24 protein-coding genes are annotated in these 23,518 nt (G+C 61.3%); 3 read left to right on the top strand and 21 right to left on the bottom strand.

Translation table 11 applies throughout. The annotated features are described in order from the left end of the window. Positions 1 to 138: 138 nt before the first annotated feature. The gene (locus A6M21_RS19280; protein WP_066668811.1) at positions 139 to 1,650 is read left to right on the top strand and encodes an NAD(P)/FAD-dependent oxidoreductase; all 1,512 of its coding nucleotides are present in this window, start codon (positions 139 to 141) and stop codon (positions 1,648 to 1,650) included. Then, positions 1,647 to 2,765, top strand: coding sequence for an NAD(P)/FAD-dependent oxidoreductase (locus tag A6M21_RS11200; RefSeq protein WP_066668810.1), 1,119 nt, complete (start codon positions 1,647 to 1,649; stop codon positions 2,763 to 2,765). The genes A6M21_RS19280 and A6M21_RS11200 overlap by 4 nt, the downstream gene beginning before the upstream one ends. A 101-nt stretch (positions 2,766 to 2,866) precedes the next feature. On the opposite strand, the gene A6M21_RS11195 is transcribed toward A6M21_RS11200, so the two are convergent. The 18 genes from A6M21_RS11195 to adhE form a co-directional block, all read right to left on the bottom strand. Next, on the bottom strand, positions 2,867 to 3,994 hold the full coding sequence (locus A6M21_RS11195; RefSeq protein ID WP_066668808.1) for a GerAB/ArcD/ProY family transporter: 1,128 nt from the start codon (positions 3,992 to 3,994) through the stop codon (positions 2,867 to 2,869). Between the two features lie 212 nt (positions 3,995 to 4,206). Continuing rightward, positions 4,207 to 5,136 (bottom strand): signal recognition particle-docking protein FtsY, encoded by a 930-nt coding sequence (ftsY, locus tag A6M21_RS11190; RefSeq protein WP_066668806.1) that lies wholly within the window; start codon positions 5,134 to 5,136, stop codon positions 4,207 to 4,209. A 17-nt stretch (positions 5,137 to 5,153) separates the two neighbouring features. Then, positions 5,154 to 5,861, bottom strand: coding sequence for a ribonuclease III (gene rnc, locus A6M21_RS11185; RefSeq protein WP_066668805.1), 708 nt, complete (start codon positions 5,859 to 5,861; stop codon positions 5,154 to 5,156). A 38-nt stretch (positions 5,862 to 5,899) separates the two neighbouring features. Continuing rightward, the gene (gene fabF / locus A6M21_RS11180; RefSeq protein ID WP_066668803.1) at positions 5,900 to 7,141 is read right to left on the bottom strand and encodes a beta-ketoacyl-ACP synthase II; all 1,242 of its coding nucleotides are present in this window, start codon (positions 7,139 to 7,141) and stop codon (positions 5,900 to 5,902) included. A gap of 71 nt (positions 7,142 to 7,212) precedes the next feature. Then, the gene (gene acpP / locus A6M21_RS11175) at positions 7,213 to 7,443 is read right to left on the bottom strand and encodes an acyl carrier protein (RefSeq protein WP_066668801.1); all 231 of its coding nucleotides are present in this window, start codon (positions 7,441 to 7,443) and stop codon (positions 7,213 to 7,215) included. 36 nt (positions 7,444 to 7,479) lie between these two features. Then, complete coding sequence (fabG, locus tag A6M21_RS11170; protein WP_066668799.1) at positions 7,480 to 8,223, bottom strand: 3-oxoacyl-[acyl-carrier-protein] reductase; 744 nt, start codon at positions 8,221 to 8,223, stop codon at positions 7,480 to 7,482. A 1-nt stretch (position 8,224) separates the two neighbouring features. Further along, positions 8,225 to 9,166 carry an ACP S-malonyltransferase gene (fabD, locus tag A6M21_RS11165; RefSeq protein WP_066668797.1) on the bottom strand — a complete coding sequence of 314 codons (942 nt, stop codon included), beginning with the start codon at positions 9,164 to 9,166 and terminating at the stop codon, positions 8,225 to 8,227. Continuing rightward, entirely contained in the window at positions 9,163 to 10,113 is a 951-nt protein-coding gene (fabK, locus tag A6M21_RS11160) for an enoyl-[acyl-carrier-protein] reductase FabK (protein ID WP_078060597.1), read from the bottom strand. Before fabK ends, fabD begins: the two co-directional genes overlap by 4 nt. A gap of 22 nt (positions 10,114 to 10,135) precedes the next feature. Beyond that, positions 10,136 to 11,143, bottom strand: coding sequence for a beta-ketoacyl-ACP synthase III (locus A6M21_RS11155; protein WP_066668795.1), 1,008 nt, complete (start codon positions 11,141 to 11,143; stop codon positions 10,136 to 10,138). Beyond that, positions 11,136 to 12,149 carry a phosphate acyltransferase PlsX gene (gene plsX, locus A6M21_RS11150; protein WP_066668793.1) on the bottom strand — a complete coding sequence of 338 codons (1,014 nt, stop codon included), beginning with the start codon at positions 12,147 to 12,149 and terminating at the stop codon, positions 11,136 to 11,138. Before plsX ends, A6M21_RS11155 begins: the two co-directional genes overlap by 8 nt. Further along, on the bottom strand, positions 12,146 to 12,724 hold the full coding sequence (fapR, locus tag A6M21_RS11145) for a transcription factor FapR (RefSeq protein WP_066668791.1): 579 nt from the start codon (positions 12,722 to 12,724) through the stop codon (positions 12,146 to 12,148). The genes plsX and fapR overlap by 4 nt, the downstream gene beginning before the upstream one ends. Positions 12,725 to 12,880: 156 nt before the next feature. Further along, positions 12,881 to 13,054 carry a 50S ribosomal protein L32 gene (gene rpmF / locus A6M21_RS11140; protein WP_066668789.1) on the bottom strand — a complete coding sequence of 58 codons (174 nt, stop codon included), beginning with the start codon at positions 13,052 to 13,054 and terminating at the stop codon, positions 12,881 to 12,883. A 22-nt stretch (positions 13,055 to 13,076) separates the two neighbouring features. After that, positions 13,077 to 13,589, bottom strand: a complete 513-nt coding sequence (locus tag A6M21_RS11135) for a YceD family protein (RefSeq protein ID WP_066668901.1) — start codon at positions 13,587 to 13,589, stop codon at positions 13,077 to 13,079. Between the two features lie 252 nt (positions 13,590 to 13,841). Next, the gene (locus A6M21_RS11130) at positions 13,842 to 14,891 is read right to left on the bottom strand and encodes a phosphotransacetylase family protein (protein WP_066668787.1); all 1,050 of its coding nucleotides are present in this window, start codon (positions 14,889 to 14,891) and stop codon (positions 13,842 to 13,844) included. Positions 14,892 to 14,902: 11 nt separating this feature from the next. Further along, positions 14,903 to 17,011 carry an acetate--CoA ligase alpha subunit gene (gene acs / locus A6M21_RS11125; RefSeq protein ID WP_066668786.1) on the bottom strand — a complete coding sequence of 703 codons (2,109 nt, stop codon included), beginning with the start codon at positions 17,009 to 17,011 and terminating at the stop codon, positions 14,903 to 14,905. Between the two features lie 225 nt (positions 17,012 to 17,236). Next, positions 17,237 to 18,025: a (Fe-S)-binding protein gene (locus A6M21_RS11120; protein ID WP_066668784.1), complete on the bottom strand. Its 789-nt coding sequence runs from the start codon at positions 18,023 to 18,025 to the stop codon at positions 17,237 to 17,239. A gap of 163 nt (positions 18,026 to 18,188) precedes the next feature. Then, positions 18,189 to 18,920: a tRNA 2-thiocytidine biosynthesis TtcA family protein gene (locus A6M21_RS11115; RefSeq protein WP_066668783.1), complete on the bottom strand. Its 732-nt coding sequence runs from the start codon at positions 18,918 to 18,920 to the stop codon at positions 18,189 to 18,191. Positions 18,921 to 19,138: 218 nt separating this feature from the next. After that, complete coding sequence (gene adhE, locus A6M21_RS11110; protein WP_078060591.1) at positions 19,139 to 21,856, bottom strand: bifunctional acetaldehyde-CoA/alcohol dehydrogenase; 2,718 nt, start codon at positions 21,854 to 21,856, stop codon at positions 19,139 to 19,141. Positions 21,857 to 22,032: 176 nt separating this feature from the next. Between adhE and A6M21_RS11105 the strand changes: the two genes are divergently transcribed. Further along, positions 22,033 to 22,245 (top strand): hypothetical protein, encoded by a 213-nt coding sequence (locus A6M21_RS11105; RefSeq protein WP_066668782.1) that lies wholly within the window; start codon positions 22,033 to 22,035, stop codon positions 22,243 to 22,245. A gap of 233 nt (positions 22,246 to 22,478) precedes the next feature. On the opposite strand, the gene A6M21_RS11100 is transcribed toward A6M21_RS11105, so the two are convergent. The 3 genes from A6M21_RS11100 to A6M21_RS11090 all read right to left on the bottom strand — a co-directional run bounded on the left by A6M21_RS11100 (position 22,479) and on the right by A6M21_RS11090 (position 23,463). After that, complete coding sequence (locus A6M21_RS11100; RefSeq protein ID WP_066668781.1) at positions 22,479 to 22,706, bottom strand: hypothetical protein; 228 nt, start codon at positions 22,704 to 22,706, stop codon at positions 22,479 to 22,481. 22 nt (positions 22,707 to 22,728) lie between these two features. Beyond that, positions 22,729 to 22,965, bottom strand: coding sequence for a hypothetical protein (locus tag A6M21_RS11095; protein WP_078060590.1), 237 nt, complete (start codon positions 22,963 to 22,965; stop codon positions 22,729 to 22,731). Between the two features lie 237 nt (positions 22,966 to 23,202). Further along, on the bottom strand, positions 23,203 to 23,463 hold the full coding sequence (locus A6M21_RS11090; protein ID WP_066668780.1) for a hypothetical protein: 261 nt from the start codon (positions 23,461 to 23,463) through the stop codon (positions 23,203 to 23,205). Positions 23,464 to 23,518: the final 55 nt, after the last annotated feature.

The raw sequence follows: 23,518 nt of genomic DNA, 5'->3' as shown, positions 1-23,518 counted from the left end.
CCTCCCCGGCTTTGTTCAAGAAAACGCCTTAAAAATGTACGCTTTAGCCGTGAAAAGCATTTTCCCGCAACCACTCATAATATTTCCCCTGCTCTGCAAGAATATGAGTATTACTCCGCGACAAAGGAGACTGGTGGCATGAAAGTAGCCGTGATCGGCGCCGGTCCGGCCGGGCTGGCCTGCGCTCTGGAACTGGAACGGCTGGGCGTCAGGCCGGTGATATACGAACGCCAGCACCGGGTGGGCGCGCCGACCGAAACGGTGGCCCTGCTGCTGCACCTGGCCTACCGGCCGGTGCCGGATCAACTGGCCTACCTGGCCGAAAAATGCCGCCTGTCCGTGCGTCCGCTGGCCGTACTGCGCGCCATCCACATGCACAGCTGCAGCCGGCGCACAGTGGTCCACGGACGGAAACTGGGCTACCTGCTGGCCCGCGGCCGGCAGCCGGACTCACTGGAACGGCAGTTGGCCGCCCACCTGCAGTTACCGGTCATCTTTGAAACCGCCGCCGACGCCCTCACCCTGGCCCGGCATTTCGACGCCGTGGCGGTGGCCACCGGGGACAGCACCGTGGCCCGGTCACTGGGCTGCTGGCAGGAATACACCAACACGATCATCAAAGGGGCGACGGTGCTCGGCCGGTTCGACCCCGCCGCTGTGCATATGTATTACGACACCCGTTACTCCGGTCACTGCTACGGCTTCCTGGCCCCATTCGACCGGGAGCGCGCCTCCCTGCACCTGTGCGTGGGGGGCATCGGCAAAAGCGATATGGACGATCACTGGGAGCTTTTTTTGGAATCGGAAAAGCTGCATTACCCGGTGGTGGAAACGTTTGACATGGAATTTCACTGCGGCCGGGTCACCCGCCACCGGCAGGGCAATTTGTTTCTAATCGGAAACAGCGGCAGCTTTGTCAGCAACCTGCTCGGCCTGGGCCTGTTCCCCGGCCTGATCAGCGGCGTGCTGGCCGCCCGGGCGATTGTTTACGGTCTTGATTACGAGGCGCTGGTGCGCCCGCTGGCCCGGCACATCGACCGGATGGACGACATCCGCCTGGCCCTGGAGCGCCTGGACAACCGGGGACTGGACCGTCTGGTCGGCCTGTTCGGACTGCCCGGAATCAAACAGCTGGTTTATAATTCCCGTTTTGACGTCATCCGGCATGCACACAACTTTTTAAAAGAGCTGCCCGGTATGAAAGAATCGTTCCAGTACAAGTACCATTCCGGTGGTTTGCCGGCCGGCGCGGCCGGCACGCGCCGGGAAACAGGCGTCCCCGGAGCGGCGGCGGGCGCCACGCCTGATTCAGCTGCCATAAAAGATGTCTTCCACACTCAGTCGCACCGCCCGCCACCGGCCGTGACAAACAACCGGCCGACGGCGACCGCAGCCGGCGCGCCGCGGCCGGAAACACTCCCCCCGCCGGCGGCGGCAGCGGGCGGCAGGACGGGCATCCGGCGTCCCGACCGTCCGTTGAAACTAATCGGCACCGGGAACACTGGGAACAACCGCCTCCGCCCGCCGGCAATGTCCCCATTCAAACACCCGGCCGGGTTGATTGTAGACAAAAAACCGCTCCCCCTGGACGCCATATCCGGCCGGCTGATCCCGGCGCCGGACAATACACCGGGAGGGGCGGCGGAATGAAAGTAGCCATCATCGGCGCCGGCCCGGCCGGGCTGGCTTGCGCGCTGACCCTGGAGCGCCACGGCATCGCCCCGGCCGTTTTCGAGGCGCGGACCAAATCAGGAGAACTGTTTCCCCACGTGGCCGGATTTTTACAGCTGATGAGCCGGCCGCTGCCCGACCAGGTGCTCCACCTGCGCCGGCAGTTCCACCTGCCCGTTGTGCCTTTGAACACCATCAAGCGCATCGACATGCACACACCCAATGTCAGCCGCAGCATCACCGGCCGGCTGGGCTACTTTTTCCAGCGCGGGCAGGATGAAAACGCGGTAGAAAGCGTGTTTTCCGCCCACCTGCGCACACCGGTCTTCTACAACCGCCACGCCGACTGGCGGGCGCTGGCCCGGCACTATGACTACGTGGTGGTGGCCGACGGCCAGCCGGCGACGGCACGCACCCTGGGCTGCTGGCAGAACCTGCTGCAGACCTGGGTGCGCGGGGCGATTGTACTCGGCAACTTTGATCCACATACCTTGATTATGTGGCTGAATACCAAATACGCCCGCCACACCTACGCCTACCTGACCCCGGCCAGCAACCGGCGGGCTTCCCTGGTGCTGATCTTAAACGACGCCACCCGGGATGAAATCGAGCATAGATGGCAGCTGTTCTGGGAGATCGAAAAATTCTCTTATCACATGGTGCAGCACTTTTCTCTCGAGCACAACAGCGGCTTTGTCTATCCCCACCAGGTGGGCAATGTTTTACTGGCCGGCAACGCCGGCGGTTTCATCGAGCCCTTCCTGGGCTTCGGCATGCTGGCCGCCCTGCGCAGCGGGGTTTACGCCGGGCGGGCGATTGCCGAAGGGCGCTCTTACGAGGAACTGGTGCACGACCTGCATCAAGAGATCATTGAAGCGCTGGCCATCCGCCAGACCATGAACGCATTTACCAACGAGGACTATGACCGGCTGGTGGCCGCCCTGACCCTGCCGGGCATCAAACAGTTGATCTATAACACCAACCTGGATTTACTCCCCTTGACCGGCCAGGCGCTGGATCACCTGCAGGCGCTGCAGCAAAAAATAAAAGCCTGGCGGGACAACCATGCCACCTGTAACAGCCGTAATAACTAGCATTGCAGCGCCACATCGCGGTTCCCCAAGTTGAAACACACAGTCATCCGCCCGGCGAGACCGGGTAACGGTCTCGTTTTTACCGGCACGCCGGGCACCGTTCAGTTGCTCTCTTTTTTTCCCAATCCGCGCCAGGCGGCCGCCAGGAGCAGCAAAAGGGGCAGCACCAATTCATAGACGAAAGTATAGCCGGGAAAAACATCCGTCAGCATGGCGGTATAGTCATCAATGCCGTGGTAAGCGAATACGGAAAAGGCGGCCATGCACACGCCCAGCGGCGCCACCAGCGGCCGGTAGTCCCGCAGTCCCAGCCACTGGGCCAGACCGAGCACGGTGACATAATAAATAGTGGACAATTTCAGGTAAACCCCGCCCACCCAGACCATCATCATCAGTATGTCCAGGTTGGTGATCAAATCCCCCAGCTTGATCCGGCGCACCATTTCCAGCGCCGGAAAGGTCAGATCGGCCGTTACCCCCGGACCGAACAGGGCGATGGCCAGCACGCCCACCTGCAGCGCGGCGCCCACGGCCGCCACCGCCCGGGCGCCGGCGGCCGTGGTCTTTTCTTGATCGACAATATAGGGGAACAGCATCAGAATGATCACCGCCTCGCCCAAATAACCGGCCAGCATAACCGCCGCCCAGCCTACCGGCCCCGGACCGTTTTCCAGTACGGGCAGGAAGCGGTTGAAATCGGCGCCGGGCAGGGAGGCGGCGCCGACAAAAAGCAGGGTGGCCATGCCCAGGGGGAGCAGCAATTCGTTGACCCGCCCCAAAACCTCCACCCCAGCCAGCACGGTATAGGCGCCCACCACCAGTAGGCTCAGTGAAAAAACAGCCAGCGGCGTGGCGGGCATGTAAGCGGAGTTCATGATGTCGGACAGCATGCGGGTCGTACTGGCGCTGGTAAAGAAAAAGAAAATGATGAAGGCCAGCCCGGCCGCCCCGCCCGCCCACGGTCCCAGCACCCGGCGGCTGTACTGGATCACTGTCTCACGGGGGAAACGACGGGCCAGTGCGGCGCACAAAAACCAGATTCCAATCCCGGCCGCGGTGGCCATGATCACCGCAATCCAGGCGTCCCGGCCGGCCGCCCGGGCCACCAGCGCCGGCTGGTAAATGTCGGCGGTGGAAATAACGGTGGTGATGATTAAAAAAGCCAGCTGCCGGGAATTGATCCGTCCCTTTTCCAGCCTGTAGGCATCGTCCCCGGCGTTCTTGTCCACCGGCGCACCTCCCGGTTGCTTGTATTGTTTCCAGTTATTGTGCGCCGGGAAAATGGCTTACATGCGCCAAACCGGATCATTACCGGGTAAACTTTTAAAAAATATACCGCCCGCCGTTATGGTGTGCCTGCGGACAAAAGCAGGCACCTTTCCAGGTTCAAAATGGAACAACCGGAAAAGAAAAACCGGGGCGCCTTGTGACGCCCCTTTTTTCAAACAGTTTCCTTGTCCCGGCGGTCAAACAGCGCCGCCACAAACTCCCCGGCGTGAAAGGGCCGCAGGTCGTCCACGCTCTCGCCGATGCCGATGAATTTCACCGGTATGTCCAGCTCCCGGCGGATGCCGATGATCACGCCGCCCCTGGCGGTGCCGTCCAGCTTGGTCAGCACGATGCCGGTCACCCCGGTGGCCTGGCCGAACAGTTTGGCCTGACTGATCGCGTTCTGGCCGGTGGTGGCGTCCAGCACCAGCAGCACCTCGTGCGGCGCGCCGGGCAGTTCCCGGCCGAGCACCCGGCCCACCTTTTTCAGTTCCTCCATCAAATTGCTCTTGGTGTGCAGCCGGCCGGCGGTATCAATAATCAATACGTCCGCACCGCGCGAACGGGCCGCCTGCAGGGCGTCGTAGGCCACCGCCGCCGGATCGGCGCCCTCCCGGTGCTTGATCACGGTGATTCCCGTGCGCTGACCCCAGATTTCCAGCTGGTCGATGGCCGCGGCCCGGAAAGTGTCCCCGGCGGCCAGCAGCACCCGCTGACCGCGGGACTGGCAATAGCGGGCCAGCTTACCGATGGTGGTGGTCTTGCCCACGCCGTTCACCCCCACCACCATGATCACCGCCGGCGGACCGCCGGTATTCAAAGGAACCGTTTCCTGACCCAGAATGTCCCCGATCAACTCCTGCAAAAGGGAGGTGAGCTGTTCCGGTTCCCGCACTCCCCGCGCCTTCACCTCCCGGCGCAGGTCGGCAATCAGATCCACGGCCGTATCCATGCCCACATCAGCCTGGATCAGGGCTTCCTCCAGTTCCTCGTAAAGATCATCATCTATTGATTTATGCCCGCTGACCAGGGTTTCGATTTTTTCCACCAACCCCTGCCTGGTACGGGTCAGGCTTTGCTTCAAACGGTCAAAGATGCCCATGTCCTTCTCCTCCGTTGCTAACCGGCATACCCCAGAACGGCCAGCGCCCGGCGGGCGGCCTGCTGTTCCGCTTCCTTTTTGGACCGCCCCCGGCCGCGGCCCATTTCCCGGCCGCCGCAAAAAACCGCCGCCGTAAAAGTCTTGTCGTGATCGGGACCTTCCTCGTGCAGGATGGCGTAGTTAAGCGCGCCACCGTTTTCCTGCTGTAAAATCTCCTGCAGTTCCGTCTTGTAGTCGCGCTCCATCCGCCCTTCCAGCACATCGGTGATCAGCGGTCCCAGATGGGTCAGGGCCAGTTGCCGGGCGGCCGTCAATCCCTGATCCAGGTAAACCGCCCCGAGCAGGGACTCGAAGGCGTCGGCCAGAATAGAGGGCCGGTTGCGGCCGCCGGAGCGCTCCTCGCCCCGCCCCATGAACAGGCAGGCGCCCAGGTCCAGCTCCCGGGCCACCCGGGCCAGGGAGGGCTCGCATACCACCGCCGCGCGCAGCTTGGTCAGTTCGCCCTCGGCATGAGCCGGGTAGGTGCGGTAAAGGTGCTCGCTGACCACCAGTTCCAGCACCGCGTCACCCAGGAATTCCAGACGCTGATTGTTTTCATGCCCCCGGCTGCGGCTTTCATAGGCGTAGGAGCTGTGGGTCAGCGCCAGAAGCAGGAGTTCCCGGTCATGCCAGTGAATGCCCAGCTGTTCTTCCAGCAGTTTGATATTTTGCTCAATTTGTAACATTATCCATCACCCGGGTCAATTTTATGGCCGGCCGTTTTTCAACGCTCATATTTTTTGAATACCAGCGTGGCGTTATGCCCCCCGAAGCCGAAGGAATTGTTCAAAGCCGCCCGCACCGGAGCCACCCGGGCACAATTGGGCACGTAATCCAGATCGCATTCCGGATCCGGCTGCTCATAGTTGATCGTGGGCGGAATCACCCCCCGGTCAATGGCCAGCACGCAGGCCACGGACTCGACACCGCCGGCCGCCCCCAGCAAATGGCCGGTCATCGACTTGGTCGAACTGACGGCCAGCCGGGCGGCGGCCGTTCCAAAGACGTGCTTGATGGCCGTGGTCTCCGAGCGATCGCCCAGGGGAGTGGAGGTACCGTGGGCATTGATGTAGTCGATGTCCGCCGGTGACAAGCCGGCGTCCAAAAGGGCCAGGGACATGGCCAGCGCCGCGCCGCCGCCCTCCGGATCCGAGGCCGTGATGTGATAGGCGTCGCAGCTGGTGCCGTAACCGGTCACTTCAGCGTAAATCCGCGCTCCCCGGGCCAGGGCGTGCGCCTCGGTCTCCAGGATCAGTATGCCCGCCCCCTCGCCAATCACAAACCCGTCCCGTCCGGCGTCAAAGGGCCGGCTCGCCTGCTGCGGCTGATCATTACGGGTGGACAGAGCCTTCATGGCGCAGAAACCGGCCACCGCCATCGGTGTGATCGGTGCCTCGCTGCCGCCGGTGATCATCACGTCGGCCTGTCCCCGCTGCAGAATGCGGCAGGCGTCGCCCACCGCGTTGTTGCTGGACGCGCAGGCGCTGGTGGTGGTCACGTTGCAGCCCCGCAGGCGGTGGGCGATGGCAATCTGGCCGGCACCCATATTGGCAATCATCATCGGGATGAAAAAGGGGCTGATCCGCCCGGGACCTTTGTTCAGCAGCACCTTGTGCTGCTCCTCCAGGGTTTCAATCCCGCCGATGCCGGAACCGAGGATCACCCCCACCCGGTCGCGGTCCGTTTTTTCCAGGTCCAGGCCGGCGTCCGCCAGAGCCATGTTGGCCGCCACCAGGGCAAACTGGGTAAAACGGTCCATGTGCCGGGCCTCTTTTTTATCTATATACCGGAGCGGGTCAAAATCCTTCACTTCAGCGGCAAAGCGGGTGCTGAAGGCCGTGGCGTCAAACCTGGTGATCGGCCCGGCGCCGGAAACCCCGGCCGTCAGGTTGGCCCAGAACGGCTCCACACCCGTACCCAGCGGCGAAACCACCCCCAGGCCGGTTACCAAAACCCTGTTCACCACACCCTATACCTCCTTGGCGCAATCTGCCTATTTCAAAAAAGTCCCGCCGGTTCGCGGGACTTTACGAATCCTTATTGGTGGTCCTGAATATACTTCACCGCCTCGCCCACAGTGCGGATCTTCTCGGCATCCTCATCGGGGATGACCAGATCAAATTCTTCCTCCAGGGCCATGACCAGTTCCACAATATCCAGTGAGTCGGCACCCAGGTCCTCAATAAAGGAAGCTTCCATGTTCACATCAGCTTCCTCCACCCCCAGCTGCTCGACAATGATGGACTTGACCTTGTCAAAAACCGACAACCTGTTCACCTCCTTCCACCAAATCTCTCCAAATCTTTACATCACCATGCCGCCGTCAACCACCAGCGTCTGCCCGGTGATATAACCGGCGGCGTCGCTGGCCAGAAAAACCACTACCGCGGCCACATCGGCCGGTTCCCCGAAGCGGCCCAGGGCCACCCCGGCAAGCATTTTTTCCCGCACCGCCGCCGGCAGGGAGGCGGTCATGCCGGTTTGAATAAAACCGGGCGCCACGGCGTTGACGGTAATATTCCGGGAACCCAGTTCTTTGGCCACCGATTTGGTCAGGCCGATCAACCCGGCCTTGCTGGCGGCATAATTGGCCTGCCCGGCGTTTCCCGTCAGTCCCACCACCGAGCTGATGCTGATGATCCGCCCCCGGCGGGCTTTGAGCATGGGCCGGCTAACCGCCCGGATGCAATTGAAGGCGCCCTTCAGGTTCACCGCCAGCACCCGTTCCCAGTCCTCTTCCGTCAGGCGCATAACCAGGTTATCCCTGGTCACGCCGGCGTTGTTGACCAGAATATCCACCCGGCCAAACTGTTCCAGGGCGGTATTGACCAATCCGGCCGCATCCGCCGCCAGCGCCACATCAGCCTGCCAGGCATGGGCGCGGCGGCCGGTTTCCTTGATCATTTGCACCACTTCCGCGGCTGCGTCCGGCCGGCCGGCATAATTGACCAGCACATCGGCGCCGGCTTCCGCCAGGGCCAGGGCGACAGCCCGCCCGATGCCCCGGGAGGCCCCGGTTACAATGGCCGCCTTGCCGTCAAGTATCATTTTAGCCAACCTCCCCGTGGTACGCAAGCACTTTTTCCAGCCCGCCCGGCTCCCCCGCCGGCAGGCAGGCCGCCCGGCGGTCGATTTTACGCAACAATCCGGTTAAAACCGTACCCGGTCCCATTTCCACAAATAATTCCACCCCGTCCGCCAGCAGCCGGCGCATGCTTTCCTCCCAGCGCACCGGGCTGTAAACCTGACGGACCAGCAGCTGCCGCACCTCTTCAGGCGCACGGACATAGTCGGCGGTGACATTGGCCACCACGGGAAACTGCAGGCCGGCCACGGGCACATCCGCCAGTACGGCCGCCAGCTTCTCCCCGGCCGGACGCATCAGGCTGGAATGGAAGGGCGCGCTTACGGCCAGCGGCACCAGCCGTCTGGCGCCCGCCTTTTTGGCCAGGGCGGCGGCACGCTCCAGGGCGGCCGTGTCGCCGGCGATGACCACCTGGCCGGGACAGTTCAGGTTCACCGCCTCCACCACCCCGGCGCCGCCCGCCCGCCGGCAGATCTCCTCCACCGCCGGCGCATCCAGCCCGAGCACGGCGGTCATACCGCCCGCCCCGGGAGGCACCGCCTCCTGCATGAACCGGCCGCGCTGACGCACCACCCGCACGGCATCGGCAAAACTCAAAGTACCGGCGGCCACCAGGGCGCCGTATTCCCCCAGGCTATGACCGGCGGCCGCTCCGGCCGGCACGCCTTTTTCCCGCAACACCGCCAGGCAGGCGACAGCGGTGGTCAGAATGGCCGGCTGGGCGTTGACCGTCAACTGCAATTCCTCCGCCGGACCCTCGAAGCACAACCGGCTCAAGGCGAAGCCCAGGGCTTCGTCCGCCTCCTGAAAAACACGCCGCGCGGCCGGGTACGCCTCCGTCAGTTCCCGGCCCATGCCGGCATACTGGGCTCCCTGACCGGGAAAAAGAAATGCTGTCTTGCTCATTCCGGCACCGCCCAACGGCTCAAATTTTGCAGCACCGCGGCCGCCCCTTCCACCACGTCCCGGATGATTTCACGCGCCGGCTGGATTTCACGCACCAGCGCGGCGACCTGCCCGGCCATCACCGAGCCGTATTCCACATCGCCGTCCGCCATGGCCGCCCGCAGGCGGCCGGTGCCCAGTTTCTCCAGTTCCGCCGCCGGGGCGCAGCGGGCCTCCAAATCCTCAAACTGCCGGCTCAACTTGTTTTTGAGCACCCGCACCGGGTGACCGGTGGAGCGGCCGGTGACCACCGTGTCGCGGTCTCTGGCCTTGAGCACCATTTCCTTCACCCGGGGGTGAATGGTGCATTCGGCGGCGCACATGAACCGGGTGCCCATCTGCACCCCCACCGCCCCCAGGGCCAGGGCGGCGGCCAGGCCGCGGCCGTCGTAGATGCCGCCGGCGGCAATGACGGGCACATCCACCGCATCCACGATCTGCGGCACCAGGGCCATGGTGCCCAGTTCACCCACATGGCCACCGCTTTCCATCCCTTCGGCAATCAGCGCGTCCACCCCGCCGCGTACCAGGCGTTTGGCCAGGGCCACCGAGGCCACCACCGGAATCACCCGGGTGCCCGCCGCCTGCAGCGCCGGCACATATTTGCCCGGGTTACCCGCACCGGTGGTCACCACGGGCACCCGCTCGTCGACAATCACCTGCATCACTGCATCCACAAAAGGAGAGAGCAGCATTACATTGACCCCGAAGGGCTTGCCGGTCAACTCCCTGGTCCGGCGCACCTGCTCGCGCACCCAGTCCGCCGGCGCCTGGCCGGAGCCGATGATGCCCAGCCCGCCGCCTTCGCTGACGGCGGCGGCCAGTTCGGCCGTGGAAACCCAGGCCATCCCACCCTGCATGACCGGATAAGCAATGCCCAGCAAATCACAAAGTTTCGTGCGGATAATGGTGATCCGTCTCCCTTCCGCTTTATTCCGGCCGGCGGGCGTCAAACCATCTGACGGCGGCCGCCGCCCAGGTCAACCCGGCGCCGAAGCCGACTAGCACAACATTGTCCCCGTCCTTGATCCGCCCGGCCTGCCGTGCCTCCTGCAGGGCCAGGGGGATGGAGGCGGTGGAAGTGTTGCCGTAACGGTCTACATTCACCAGTACACGCTCCGGCGCCAGTCCCAACCGTTTGACCGCGGCGTCGATGATGCGGATATTGGCCTGGTGCGGGATCAGAAAATCTATATCGGCAACGGACAGGCCGGCGTCCTCCATCACCCCGCGCGTACCTTCCTCCATGGTCTTGACGGCAAACTTGAATACTTCCCGCCCGTTCATATGTACGAAGTGCAGGTCCTGTTCCACCGTTTCCCGGCAGGCCGGCCGGCGGGAACCACCGGCCGGCAGGCATAACAGCGGGCCGCCGGCGCCGTGGGCGCCCAGGCGGGAAGCAAGCAGGCCGTAGCCGGCCGGCGCCGCACGCAGCACCGCCGCCCCGGCGCCGTCCCCGAACAAAACACAGGTGTTGCGGTCGCGCCAGTTGACAATACGGGACAGTGTTTCCGCCCCCACCGCCAGCACTGTCTGCGCCCCTCCGGCGGCAATAAACTGGCCGCCCGTGACCAGGGCGTAAATAAATCCCGTGCACCCGGCGAGCAGGTCGAAAGCGCCGGCACGCTCCGCCCCCAGGCTTTCCTGCAGGAGGCAGGCCGTGGCCGGGAAAAGCATATCCGGCGTATTGGTAGCCACGATAATCAAATCGATTTCGCGCGCCTCCACCCCGGCATCGGCCAGCGCCCGCCGCGCCGCCTCCCGGGCCAGATCGGAGGTGGCCTCGCCCGGCGCGGCGATGCGCCGCTCCCGGATGCCGGTGCGCGTGGTAATCCACTCGTCACTGGTATCGACCATCTTTTCCAGTTCCGCGTTGGTCAAAATCTTTTCCGGCACATAAGTGCCCAAACCGGTGATTGCCGCCCGCTGCTCAGGCATCGGCACACCCCGCCTCCCCGCCGTCGCCGGCTTTGATATTGGAATGAATGGCTTCCACCAGCCGGTTTTCCAGGGACTCCCGGGCGCGCCGGACGGCGTTCTTGATCGCCCGGGCGGTGGAACTGCCGTGGCAGATGATCACCACGCCGTTCACCCCCAGCAGGGGGGCGCCGCCGTATTCGGCATAATCCAGCCGGCGCCGGAAATCCTTCAGCGCCGGAATGGTCATCGCCGTACCCATCTTGGCCAGCCAGCTTTTGGTCACTTCTTCCTTGACCATGTGCATCAGGGCCATGGCCATACCTTCGCCGGCCTTGAGCACGATATTGCCCACAAAGCCGTCGCAGACCACCACGTCCACCGGCCCCTGGAAAATATCCCTGCCTTCCACATTGCCGACGAAATTTAGGCCCGACCGCTTCAGAAGGGGATGGGTGGCCAATGTCAATTCATTACCCTTGGTTTCCTCTTCACCGATATTTAAAAGGCCGATCCGGGGTTCCGGAATGCCCAGAATCTTTTCCGCGTACAGCGAACCCATGATGGCAAACTGCAATAAATGCTGCGGCTTGCAGTCCACATTGGCCCCCACGTCCAGGAGCACCGTGCCGCCCCGCCGGCTGGGCAGGATGCCAGCAATGGCCGGCCGGTCGATGCCCCGGATGCGTCCCAGGCCCAGCAAAGCCGCCGCCATGGCCGCTCCCGTGCTGCCCGCCGAAACCACCGCGCCGGCTGTTCCCTCCTTGACCAGCTGTACCGCGCGCACAATGGACGAATTTTTTTTCCGCCGCACGGCCACCGCCGGATGTTCGCCCATGGCGATGGCCTCGGGCGCATGCACAATGGTGATCCGCGGGTCCGTAAGTTCTCCCAGTTCGGCAATGATCTGCCCCTGCTCACCGGCCAGGATGATTTCCTGGTCGAATTCCCGGGCCGCTTCCGCCGCCCCGCGCACAATTTCCCGCGGGGCATGGTCACCGCCCATGGCGTCCACGGCAATCTTCACTGCCGCCACTCCTCCTCTGCGATGGCAAAAATCAAAAATTTTCCTTCCAGCACCGTTTCGTTGCGCACCGTGGATGTAACCCGGACCATGTACTTGTTGCCTTTTTTCCGGCGCACAACCCCCCGGGCGACCACTTTCTCCCGGCAATAAACCGGCCGCCGGAAGCTGACCTTGGCCGTACCGGTCAGCGCCACCGTGGCGTCGCACAGGGCCACGGCCAGGGAATTGGCCTGGGCGAAAAGGAAATGCCCCCGGGCCACCCGGGTGTGGGAAAGGGTCATTTCTTCAGTCACAGTGAGCACCGAGATCCCCGCCCGGCCCACTTCCAGATCAACCAGTTCCCCCACCAGCTCATCCTCGGTCAGCGCCCGCGGCTGCCGGTAAGCGCCCCGGGCCGCCCGGGCCAGCCGTTCCCGGAATTCCGGGATGCGCAGGGCGCCGCGGTCCAGGCGGACGGTCTGCACACTCACGCCCAGCAGGCCGGCCAGTTCCTCGTCGGTGAGGAAGGGGTTGCCGGCCAGATAACGGGATAACAATTGCTGACGGTGCTCTCTGTTCAGATGTTCCCGGATCATAATCCCACCGCAAATCAATTAGTACCTGGTGCTAAGATATAGTATAACCCGGCTGGTAAAAAAAAGCAACCGGCCGGGAAAATTTCCTCAAGTTTTTTCCGGCCGGAAAAAACTAAGACCGGGGCTATTCCCGGTCATGCAGTTCCTCCGGACGGCTCAGGACTTGACTACTTCCTTGCCCTTGTAGTACCCGCAACCCGGACACACCCGGTGCGGCATGGTCAGTTCATGACACTGCGGACAACGCACCAGCCCGGGTACGGTCAGCTTCAAATGCGCCCGCCGCGCCCGGCCGCGTTGCTTGGATCTTCTCCGTTTCGGTACACCCATTTCCTCCACCCCCCGTGTAATGTTAATGCTTGAACAAATCTTTCAACACCGCCAGCCGCGGGTCCACTTCCTCCTGCCGGCAGTTACACCGCCCCCGGTTCAAGTTTTGACCGCAAACGGGGCACAAACCACGGCAGTCCGGCCGGCAGACCGCTTTCATCGGCAGCGCCAGCAGGATGCTTTTCAACACTTCCGGAGTAATGTCCAGTTTGTCGCCGCGGAAAGGAATGCCTTCTTCACGCTGCTCCGGCGGCGGTTCAACGGCTCCGGCCGGATAATAGAGTTCGCGCAGGGGAACATCGACCGGGTAAACAAAATTCTCCAGACAGCGGGCGCAGGACAGCTGCAATGCCGCCTGTATGCCGCCCGTCAGCTCCAGCAGGCCGCCGCTGTTGGTCAAATCCAGCACGGCCCGGGCCGGACCAACGAAGGAGATTATTTCCCCCGCCCCTTCCAGTGCCGGCAGGGGCGCTTCCAGTTCCCGGTGCAAAGTCATGCCGGGACTTTGCTTGATTGTGGAAACATCAATTTGCATCATAACGACCACCCGGAAGTAATAACACCACACATTATATATAAAGGCACAAACCCTGTCAAGGCGTGAAAGGCACGCTTTTTCAAGGCTGTATCCGCCGCCCGCGCGCCGGCGCCGGTACCGGGATGAAGGCGGCTGACGCACCGGCCCGTTTTTCAGGGCAATGACCGGACACCGGTACAAAGCCGCCGGCCGTCCGCCGGTTTTACACGGCACGCCGAAGGGCGGGCCTATCGCCCGCCCTTACCTGCTTCAACGCAGCGACTCCAGGATTTCCTGCCAGGCGCAGTGCTGTTCCACGCTCTCCAGCGCCATCCGGATGCCTGTTTTGTCGCCCGGTTTTAAACGGCGGGCCAAATGACTGATTTTTTCCACCGTCGTGAATGTATCGTAATGGACCAGGATCAGCGGCACTTCCTTCTCCTGCGCCCGGGCAATCAACTTGACATCGGGGTAAAGGCCGCCGGTGAGAATGAGCACCGAAGTGCTGGTTTCCAGCGCCGCCAGAGCCAGATCGGCCCGGTCGCCGCCAATGATCACCGCCTTGTCCGCCGCCCGGCGCAAGTATTTGAGGGCGCTTTCAGTGGTCATGGCGCCCACCACCACGTCTTCCACCGGCCGCTGCAGGCAGTTTTCACCGGCCAAAATCTCACCGCCCAACACTTCATAATATTCCTCGACGGTGGGCGAGGCTATTTCCGGCCGGCGGGGGATTATGCCCAGACTGCGGAAGCCCTGTTCTTCCAGCACCGGCCGGTAGACACCTTCGGTCTTGGCCAGCAGCGGGCGGGGAATGTTGTTGAATATATTGCCCAGCATGTTCACCCCGGCCGCACTCAGGTAACGGTTGAAAAACAGGGCCTGATCCAGGCTGAAATCATCATCCATGCGCACCGCCAGCAGCACCTGCGCTCCCAGTTTGCCGGCCAGGGTGACATCGTCCACGCCGTAACTGGCATAGGCATAGGGATACTGCGAGCCGCCGATGAGCACCACATCCGCCCCCGCGGACACCCGCTCATAAGCGGCCAGAATATCCGCCAGCGCCCCTTTGCGGCCGTTGCCGGAAAGATAGGACGGCCCGGCCGTACGGGGAACCATGTCTTCAAGCGGCGTTTCCACCCGCAAAACATCCTTCATCAGCACGGCGTCGTCGTCCATCTGCCCGGGAATGCGGGACGGACTGCCCACCGGCTTGAAGTAAGCCAACCGCAGGCCCTCCTGCTGCAGCTTCTGGGCCAGCCCCACCGCCAGGGCCGTTTTGCCGCTTTCCGGAGTTCCCATGATATAAAGGTTCTTCATCAATGAACACCTCACGATACGGAAATGGTAATTTTTATATCGAGCGCACTCAGACCCTGGTTGTAGGCAAACACCGGGTTGATATCGATTTCGTTGATTTCCGGGAAGTCCAGCACCAGCCTGGCCGTGCGGCCGACGGCCTCCACCAGCGCGGGCAGGTCGGCCGGTTTTTCGCCGCGGTAACCGCGCAGCAGTGTGTAGGCCTTGGTCTCCGCAAGCATGGCTTCAATCTCCCGGCGGGTCAGGCCGTGGGCCAGGCGGAAAGAAACGTCCTTCAAGAGGTTGACGTAAATGCCGCCCAGGCCGCAGGCAATCATCGGCCCGAACTGCAAATCGCGGGTCATGCCGATAATCAGCTCCGTGCCCCGGGGCATCATCTTCTGTACCTCAATACCGTAAACCGGGGCATCGGGCAACAGGCGGTTGACATTTTCCATGATCTCCGTGAACCCCCGCCGCACATCCGCCGCCGCATTCAGGCCGACCTTGACCCCGCCCACATCGGTTTTATGCAGGATTTTGGGCGAGGCCACCTTGAGCACCACCGGATAGCCCATCATCTCCGCCTGGCCGACGGCTTCAACCGCCGTGGTGGCCAGGGTCACCGGTGCGGACGGGATGCCGTACGCTTTGGCCACCGCAGCGGCTTCACTACCCAGCAGGACCAGCCGGTTGTCCCGGAGCACATCGTAAAATACAGCCTTGACGGCTTTTTGATCTACATCCGGATAATCCAGATCATTTTCCGCCACCGGGGCATCCCGGAAGGCGCCGTAGCGCACCAGGCCGCTGATTGCGGCTATGGCCGGTTCGGGAAAGGTAAAACAGGCCAGACCGGACTCGGACATCAGCTGTTCACCTTCAGCCATGGATTCCCCACCCAGGTAACCGCCCAGCACCGGTTTACCGGGGTATTTTTGGGCCAGCTCGACCACGGCCCGGGTGGTTTCCAGCGGCTGGGCCACCGCGGTGGGACACATGAGCACCACCACGCTGTCCACATTGGGATCGGCGCACACCTTCTCCAGGGCGAAACGGTAGCGGTCGGCCTTGCCGTCTCCGAGCACATCCACCGGATTGTACAGTGCCGCTTCCGCCGGCAGGCCGGCACGCAGTTCGGCAATGGTCTCCTTGGTGAAACGGGCCATAGCCAGATGATGGTTTTCCACATTATCGGTGGCCACAATGCCGGGACCGCCAGAGTTGGTCACAATGGCCACCCGGTTGCCGCCGGGCACCGGGCAGCGGGAAAAGGCGATGGCCAGTTCAAAAAGCTCGGTCATGCTGCGGGCGCGGATCACGCCGCACTGGCGAAAGGCGGTATCGTAAGCCAGGTCGCTGCCGGCCAGGGCGCCGGTATGGGAAGAGGCGGCCCGGGCGCCGGCCTGACTGGTGCCGGATTTGAGTATGATTACGGGTTTCTTGCGGGTGGCTTGCCGCACCACGTCCAGGAAACGCCGGCCGTCGGCCACGTCTTCCAGGTAGCAGGCAATCACCCGGGTGTAGGGGTCGCCGGCGGCTTCGGCAATAAATTCTATTTCCGACAGGTCGCCCTTGTTGCCCAGGCTGGCCATCTTGCTGAAACCCAGGCCAACCGACCGGCTCCAGTCCAGAATGGCGATCAGTGTGGCGCCGCTCTGGGACAGAAAGGCGATATCCCCCTTGATCGGCGTGGTTTTGGTGAAGGATGCGTTGAGCGGTGTATGCGTGTCAATCAGACCCACGCAGTTGGGACCGAGCATGCGCATGCCGTAGCGGCGGCAGGCGGCCACCAGTTCTTTTTCCAGTTCCAGGCCTTCCTTGCCGGTTTCCTTGAACCCGGCGGTAATCACCACCAGGTTTTGCACGCCCTTTTCACCGCACTGAACAGCGGCGTCCACCACCAGCCTGGCCGGCACGGCCAGCACGGCCAGATCGACCGGACCGGGAATATCCGTCACCGCCGGATAGGCACTCAGCCCTTCAATTTCCTTGTCCTTCGGATTGACCGGATAGATGCCGCCCCGGTAACCGGACTGGATCATGTTCTTGACAATGGAGTTGCCTACTTTCCCCGGTTTGCTGGAAGCGCCAATCACAGCCACTCCCGCCGGGTTATAGAAGTTGGTCAGTCCTTCCACGATCCCACCCCTCAGACATTAAATTGCGCGAATACTTCATACTGTTTGTAAAACCTGATTCACAAAGTTATGATCACGCTTGTTTATATTATAGAGTTTGGATCGTAAGGCGTAAACCTTTATCTGTTTTAAAGATGAAAAAAGTACTATTAAAAATAGCCAGATAATAGTGAAGATATAAATTATACAAAAACATTGCTATTAATCGCTATCATTCTATTTATTTTAAGAACTTTTAAGACCAGAGGGCACTATAGCCTGATCGACCAGTTCATGAACAAATTTCACCTGCACGCCCAGACCGTATTTGTTGCTTATTTTCTCCAGCTGTTCGTAGCAGTTCAAACACGCCGTGGCCACAACGGCCGCCCCGGTTTTTTCAATCTGTTCCGCTTTCAGCCGGCCCATCGCCAAACGCAGATCGTCGTACTCGGACGAGAATAGAGCGCCGCCGCTGCTGCCGCAACAATAATTATACCGGCCGCCCGGCGTCATTTCCCGGAAGTCCGCACATACCCGGCTGAGAATATACCTCGGTTCATCGACCACCCCTTCTTTGCGGCCCAGGTTGCAGGGATCGTGATAAGTTACCGGATCCGGATTCCGTCCGGGGTCAACTTTGATTAACCCTTTCTCCAGCCATCCGGCCATATTCTTCAGCAGGCTTTTGGAACCGCCGGTTGCCCGGCACTGCAGCATTAGATCGCCCGGCGGCCGGATACCAAATTTGCCTCTGATACTTTGCACCACTTCGGCTATATTGACATCCATCGGACAGTTGATGGTACAGCGCTCGCAGATGGTGCACAGCCACATAAAGGCGGATCCCAGCACATCATCCCGCATGCCGAGGGCAATTTGCCGCATAAATTTCCGTGGATCGAGATCCGGCCGCAGACCGGCATAAGAACACCCGGCTGTACACATACCGCAAAAAACGCAGGATTGAAAATCAATTGAACCGATTTTTTCCGACACTTCAACTTTAAATGAAAAATCCAGTTCCGTGGGCAAATTTCAACCCTCCATTTCGTATTTTTCCTGATGCAATAACGGCAATCTGATCCAATAAACCAATTATTTATATGATATCATCAAGGCAATAAAAAACAAGTCTTGGAAAATTAATTTAAATATTAACATATGGCTGTATAAATGTAATTTTTGCATTTGACTGTCAGTGCCTGGCGGGCCACAGGTTGCGCAGGCCGGCCGTCTGGAGGGCGTGCAGGAATCTTTCCCGCAGATCCGGATAGCGGGCGGACAATTCCGTCACCACCTGCCGTACTTCCTGCCGCCTGGTCCTGCCGCTGGCCGGGCAGGGGTTTTCCAGCACCGGCAGGCGTTCCAGCCGGGCCAGCTCATGTACGTGCTCCTGCGGCAGGCAGGCCAGCGGCCGGATCACAGTCACCCCGCTGCGGTCCAGAAAAGTGACCGGTGTAAAGGTTTGGAACCGTCCGGTAAAAAAGAGGTTCAGCAGGAAGGTTTCCAGCACGTCGTCCAGGTGGTGGCCGAGGGCCACTTTGTTGCACCCCAGTTCGCCGGCGGTGCTGTGCAGCGCCCCCCGGCGCAGGTTGGCGCAGAGCGAGCAGGGGTTCTTTTCCTGCCGTATATCAAATACGATCGCGGCGATGTCAGTGGGTTTGTAATAAAAGGGCACATCCTCCCGGCGGCAGAACTCCCGCAGTACATTCACCTCCACCGGCCAGCCGGCGTCAATGAAAACACCGTGCAGTTCAAACTTCACCGGGGCCACCCGGCGCACCTGATTTAAAACGTGCAGCAGCACCGCACTGTCCTTGCCCCCGGAAAGACCAACCGCCACCCGGTCCCCGGAGGCGAGCATGCCGTAATCCACGATGGTCTTTTTCACCCCGGCCAGCACCCACCGGCGAAATTCCTTGGCCAATACAACCGCTCCCGTCTGGTTTCATAATGTTGTTCAACCCGCATTGAGGGGGTTCAAATCATATCATAATGTAAACATCCCCGCGGATCAATGCAGAAGCGAAAGGGTTCCGCCGGAGCGAAACCCTTTCGCCAAAATAACAGATCAGCAGCCGCCCGGCAGCGGCGGGGAAAAGCCCGCTCCGGCAGGGCGGCTTCCACAAATGTCCCGCCGCACGCTTATTGCAGCGGCAGGCCGCTTTGCGGACGCGGCACGGAATTTTCCACAGGCGCGGGTACCGTTACCGGCTCCGGTGACACCTGCTCCGGCGTTAAATTGAGCAGGCTGAAGTCCAGCAGTCCCGGGTCCACGTCCCTGGAAAGGGGCGGGCCGTAGGCCAGGCGGAGCAGGCCGGCCAGCTCCGCCACCAGTGGGAAGCGCGGGTTGGCGGTGGTGGACTGGTCGGCAAAGGCCCGGTCGGCCAGCACCGGGATGCGGGCGGCAAAATCGTCCGCCGGCACGCCCAGGCCGGCCAGGGTAAGAGGTATGTCCAGTTCCCGCAACAGCCGGAAAATGGCGCCGATCAGGCCGGCCACCCCTTCCCGCACCGTGCCGGCCGGCAGGTCCAGCAGGCTGGCCAGGCGGCGGTACTTTTCCGGGGCGTGAAAGTATTCGTACTGGGGAAAAGAAACAAACTTGGCCGGCCGGCTGGCGTTGTAGGCCACCACGTAGGGCAGCAGCACAGCGTTGGCCCGCCCGTGGGAAATGTGCAGGCTGCCCCCCAACTGGTGGGCCAGGCTGTGGTTGACCCCCAGAAAGGCGTTGGTGAAGGCCATGCCCGCGATGCAGGAGGCGTTGTGCATCTTTTCCCGTGCTTCCCGGTCGCCGGCGCTGCGGCAGGAGCGGGGAAGGTAATGGAAAACCAGCTCCACCGCCCGGGCGGCCAGACCATCGGTATAGTCCGAGGCCATTACGGAAACATAGGCTTCCAGGGCGTGGGTGAGCACGTCCATACCCGTGTCGGCGGCCACCCGGGGCGGCATGGTGGCGGCGAAATCCGGATCGATGATCGCCACATCGGGGGTCAGCTCATAATCGGCCAGCGGATATTTGATCCGGGCGCCCTTGTCACTGATCACCGCAAAAGCAGTCACTTCCGAGCCGGTGCCGCTGGTGGTGGGAATGGCCACCAGCCGCGCCTGGCGCCCCAGTTTGGGGAATTTGTAGGTGCGCTGGCGGATATCCATGAACTTGAGCTTCAAAAAGTCGAATTCCACTTCCGGATACTCGTAAAAGAGCCACATCGCCTTGGCCGCGTCCATGGCCGAACCGCCCCCCACGGCGATGATCGTGTCGGGGCGGAACCGCTTCATCACCGCGCAGCCGCGGCGCACTGTATCCACCGAAGGATCCGGCTCCACTTCGGCAAACACCTCGCTGGTCACCCGGTTGAGGCGCTGATGCAAATGGTAAAGCACCTTGTCCACAAAGCCCAGTTTGACAATGCCCGGATCGCTGACGATCAGCGCCCGCTCCACACCGGGCAGTTTGCTCAGGTAGTGAACGGAGCCACGCTCAAAGTAAATCCGCTCGGGCACCCGGAACCACTGCAGTTTGGGCCGCCGTCCGGCCACCCGCTTGACGTTGATCAAATTCTCCACACTCACGTTCGATGTGGTGGAGTTGCTGCCCATGGAACCACAGCCCAGAGTAAAAGAAGGCACGTTCACGTTATAAATGTCGCCGATCGCCCCGTGGGTGGACGGTGAATTGACGATGATGCGCCCGGTGCGGATGCGCCGGGAAAACTCTTCGATATGCCGCTGCTCTTCGGAATGAATCACCGCCGTGTGGCCCAACCCGCCGTATTCAACCACTTTTTCACACAGTTCAACGCCGGCCGCAAAGCTGTCCGCGATGTAACAGGAAAGGATCGGACTCAATTTTTCCATGGACAGAGGCTGCTCCGGCCCCACCCCCGGCAGCCGGGCCACCAGCACCCGGGTGCCGGGAGGCACATTGAAACCGGCCATTTCGGCGATACGCGGCGCGGACTGACCGGCGATTTGCGGGTTCAGGGTGCAGCTGTTCTTCGCCACGGCCAGTTCTTCCAGCAGGCGGACTTCCTCCGGATTTAAAAAGTAACAGCCGTTTTCCCGCATCAGTTCCATCACCCGGTCCGCCACTTCCCGGTCGATGACCAGTGTCTGCTCGGAAGCGCAGATCAGGCCGTTGTCGAATGTCTTGCTCATAATCAGATCGTTTACGGCGCGCTTGAGCCGGGCAGTCTTTTCAATGTAGCAGGGCACATTGCCGGGTCCCACCCCGAGGGCCGGTTTGCCGGTGGAATAGGCCGCGCGCACCAGGCTGGCGCCGCCGGTGGCCACAATCATGGACACCCCCGGATGGCGCATCAGGTAGCCGGTGGTTTCAATACCCGGGTGCTCCAGCCACAAAATGCAGTTTTCCGGCGCTCCGGCAGCCACCGCCGCCTCGCGCATGATCCGTGCCGCCGCCGTGCTGCAGCGCACCGCCCCCGGATGGAAGCTGAAAATCACCGGGTTGCGGGTTTTGGCACAGATCAGTGACTTGAACATGGTGGTGGAAGTGGGGTTGGTCACGGGCACCACCGCCGCCACCACCCCCACCGGTTCGGCCACCTCCCGGTAGTCCTCCTCTTCGTTGACCCGGATCACACCCACCGTCTTGATGTACTTGATACTGTGGTACACCGCCTCGGTGGCGAAAATATTTTTGGTAATCTTGTCCTCGTAAACGCCCCTTCCGGTCTCGTCCACCGCCAGCCGGGCCAGTTCCATATGCCTGTCCAGACCGGCCAGGGCCATGTTCAGCACTATGCGGTCCACCGCTTCCTGGTCCAGCGCCAGGTATTCCCGGGCCGCCTGCCGTGCCTGTTCCACCAGGGCGTCGATATCCGGAAAATGCTGCTCCGTCACCCGCCGATTCCCCCCGCCAAATTAATATTTCAGCGCCGCCCGCCGGAAAAACCGGATCATCCGCCGGACGGGCGAAAACAACCAATTTCATTATGCCACCGGGAAAAGAGAATATGCCCGGCCGGAACGGATCAAAATAAGGCCGGAAAAAACCGGCCTTGAAAGGAGCGCTGAGCATGCCCGGTGTGTGCCCCCTGTGCAACAACCTGATCGCAATCAACCGGCGCTGTCCCTGCGGCGCCGTCATGAAGGACGCCGGACCGGTCAGCGATTATTTCGGTCCGTACAGCGCTTATTTCAGTACGGACTTCACCGCGCCATACTGCACCCACCTGTTTGCCTGCCCGGTGTGCGGCCGGGACCGGCGGATCAGTATGCATCCTGAGTAATAGGGTCCCCCGGAGCTCGATTCGCTTAATGTCGAGCAAAAAAAATTAACAAAACTTTGCCGTCAAGCAAATGTTTTACCTCCGGTGCCAGCAGTCCAACCGCAGACCGGAAATGAAACGGGAGATCACCGGGACTGATAAAGCTGCCGTGCCTGGCGTATTGCCGCCTGTGCAGCGACATTTCCCGAACCGTAATACCGGCTGCTAAAAACCTCACTGCTGGTAAAAACGGCCTAAATGATACTTTCCTTGGTATCGGTTGAATCAAAGAGATCCGAGTCATTAAATGCACCGGTGGAAAAAGCAACCGGCAGATCGCCGCTTTGAGTTTGAAAAGTATTTGCCTTGGTAAATGCATTGAAATCAGTTCTCACTGACGGGCCGATACTGATCGAGGCGTTACGATCCAAAACGTTTATTTTAAAGCCAATCAGATTGATTTGAACCGGAAAGAAGATCATTGGTTTTTTACCCCCCTCCCTGTTAATCCGCCAGCAACTGACGCTGCTGCAGGACAGGAAAATCCATGAAATCGCTGTCATCAACACATGCATTCGTCTCTGTCACAGAACAGGCATCCCCATACTGCGAACCCACACCGTTATTGGTCTTATTAAACGCCCTCCATTCGGGCATAAAATTCTGCCCCACTCCCAGAACGGCACCGGTCTGCACCACATTGACCTTGATCCAAAAAATGTTGATCACCACCGGCAACAAAGGCCTCGCCCCCCTCTTACGGTAATATATGACCGGCACCCGTCCGGGGGTGAGATGTCCGGCCAAATTTGCACTGGCAGTAATTGTACCGGCGGGAGGGCAGTTTCAGGCATAAACGCAAGCCGGACGCCCAGGGGGTCCGGCTTGCGGGTAGAAGCGGCTGATTGCAATTGATTGTCACTGGTGACCCGGCTCCGGACGGCAAACAAATCTGCCCGGGCATGGCAAATCCCGCCGTCAGATGCCGTCAATCCCGTGCAGGTCAAAATCGACGGCCTGCAGCAAATCCTCTTTTTCGGCAATGCACTTCTCCAGGCCGGCGATTTCCGCCGCGCTGGCGCCGCTGTTTTTCAGCCCGGCCAGCCGTTCCTTGTCCCGTAAAATGGCCTGCTGCAGTTCATAGGAAAAATTGACCTGATCCCCGTACCCCATGCCGTCTTCCCGGTTTTGCCGGTAAACGGCGCGCATGTCGCCGCATTGTTCATGTTCCTGCGCCATTTCTTTTCACCCCTCACCCGGTTTTGGGATCAGTGTGCCGTTTTTAGCATTCGAA

Source organism: Desulfotomaculum copahuensis, from assembly GCF_001655685.1.
GTDB lineage: Bacteria > Bacillota > Desulfotomaculia > Desulfotomaculales > Desulfovirgulaceae > Desulfotomaculum_G > Desulfotomaculum_G copahuensis.
The sequence above is the reverse complement of the archived record's forward strand: the minus strand, read 5'-3'. Positions and strand labels throughout refer to the sequence as shown.

What these genes read in the sequence shown, in the direction of transcription:
- A6M21_RS19280 (WP_066668811.1), top strand. Translation starts at nt 139, where the DNA reads ATGAAAGTAGCCGTGATCGGCGCCGGTCCGGCCGGGCTGGCCTGCGCT.
- A6M21_RS11200 (WP_066668810.1), top strand. Translation starts at nt 1,647, where the DNA reads ATGAAAGTAGCCATCATCGGCGCCGGCCCGGCCGGGCTGGCTTGCGCG.
- ftsY (WP_066668806.1), bottom strand. Translation starts at nt 5,136, where the DNA reads ATGGGCATCTTTGACCGTTTGAAGCAAAGCCTGACCCGTACCAGGCAG.
- rnc (WP_066668805.1), bottom strand. Translation starts at nt 5,861, where the DNA reads ATGTTACAAATTGAGCAAAATATCAAACTGCTGGAAGAACAGCTGGGC.
- fabG (WP_066668799.1), bottom strand. Translation starts at nt 8,223, where the DNA reads ATGATACTTGACGGCAAGGCGGCCATTGTAACCGGGGCCTCCCGGGGC.
- fabD (WP_066668797.1), bottom strand. Translation starts at nt 9,166, where the DNA reads ATGAGCAAGACAGCATTTCTTTTTCCCGGTCAGGGAGCCCAGTATGCC.
- A6M21_RS11155 (WP_066668795.1), bottom strand. Translation starts at nt 11,143, where the DNA reads ATGCCTGAGCAGCGGGCGGCAATCACCGGTTTGGGCACTTATGTGCCG.
- fapR (WP_066668791.1), bottom strand. Translation starts at nt 12,724, where the DNA reads ATGATCCGGGAACATCTGAACAGAGAGCACCGTCAGCAATTGTTATCC.
- rpmF (WP_066668789.1), bottom strand. Translation starts at nt 13,054, where the DNA reads ATGGGTGTACCGAAACGGAGAAGATCCAAGCAACGCGGCCGGGCGCGG.
- A6M21_RS11135 (WP_066668901.1), bottom strand. Translation starts at nt 13,589, where the DNA reads ATGCAAATTGATGTTTCCACAATCAAGCAAAGTCCCGGCATGACTTTG.
- A6M21_RS11130 (WP_066668787.1), bottom strand. Translation starts at nt 14,891, where the DNA reads ATGAAGAACCTTTATATCATGGGAACTCCGGAAAGCGGCAAAACGGCC.
- A6M21_RS11105 (WP_066668782.1), top strand. Translation starts at nt 22,033, where the DNA reads ATGCCCGGTGTGTGCCCCCTGTGCAACAACCTGATCGCAATCAACCGG.
- A6M21_RS11100 (WP_066668781.1), bottom strand. Translation starts at nt 22,706, where the DNA reads ATGATCTTCTTTCCGGTTCAAATCAATCTGATTGGCTTTAAAATAAAC.
- A6M21_RS11090 (WP_066668780.1), bottom strand. Translation starts at nt 23,463, where the DNA reads ATGGCGCAGGAACATGAACAATGCGGCGACATGCGCGCCGTTTACCGG.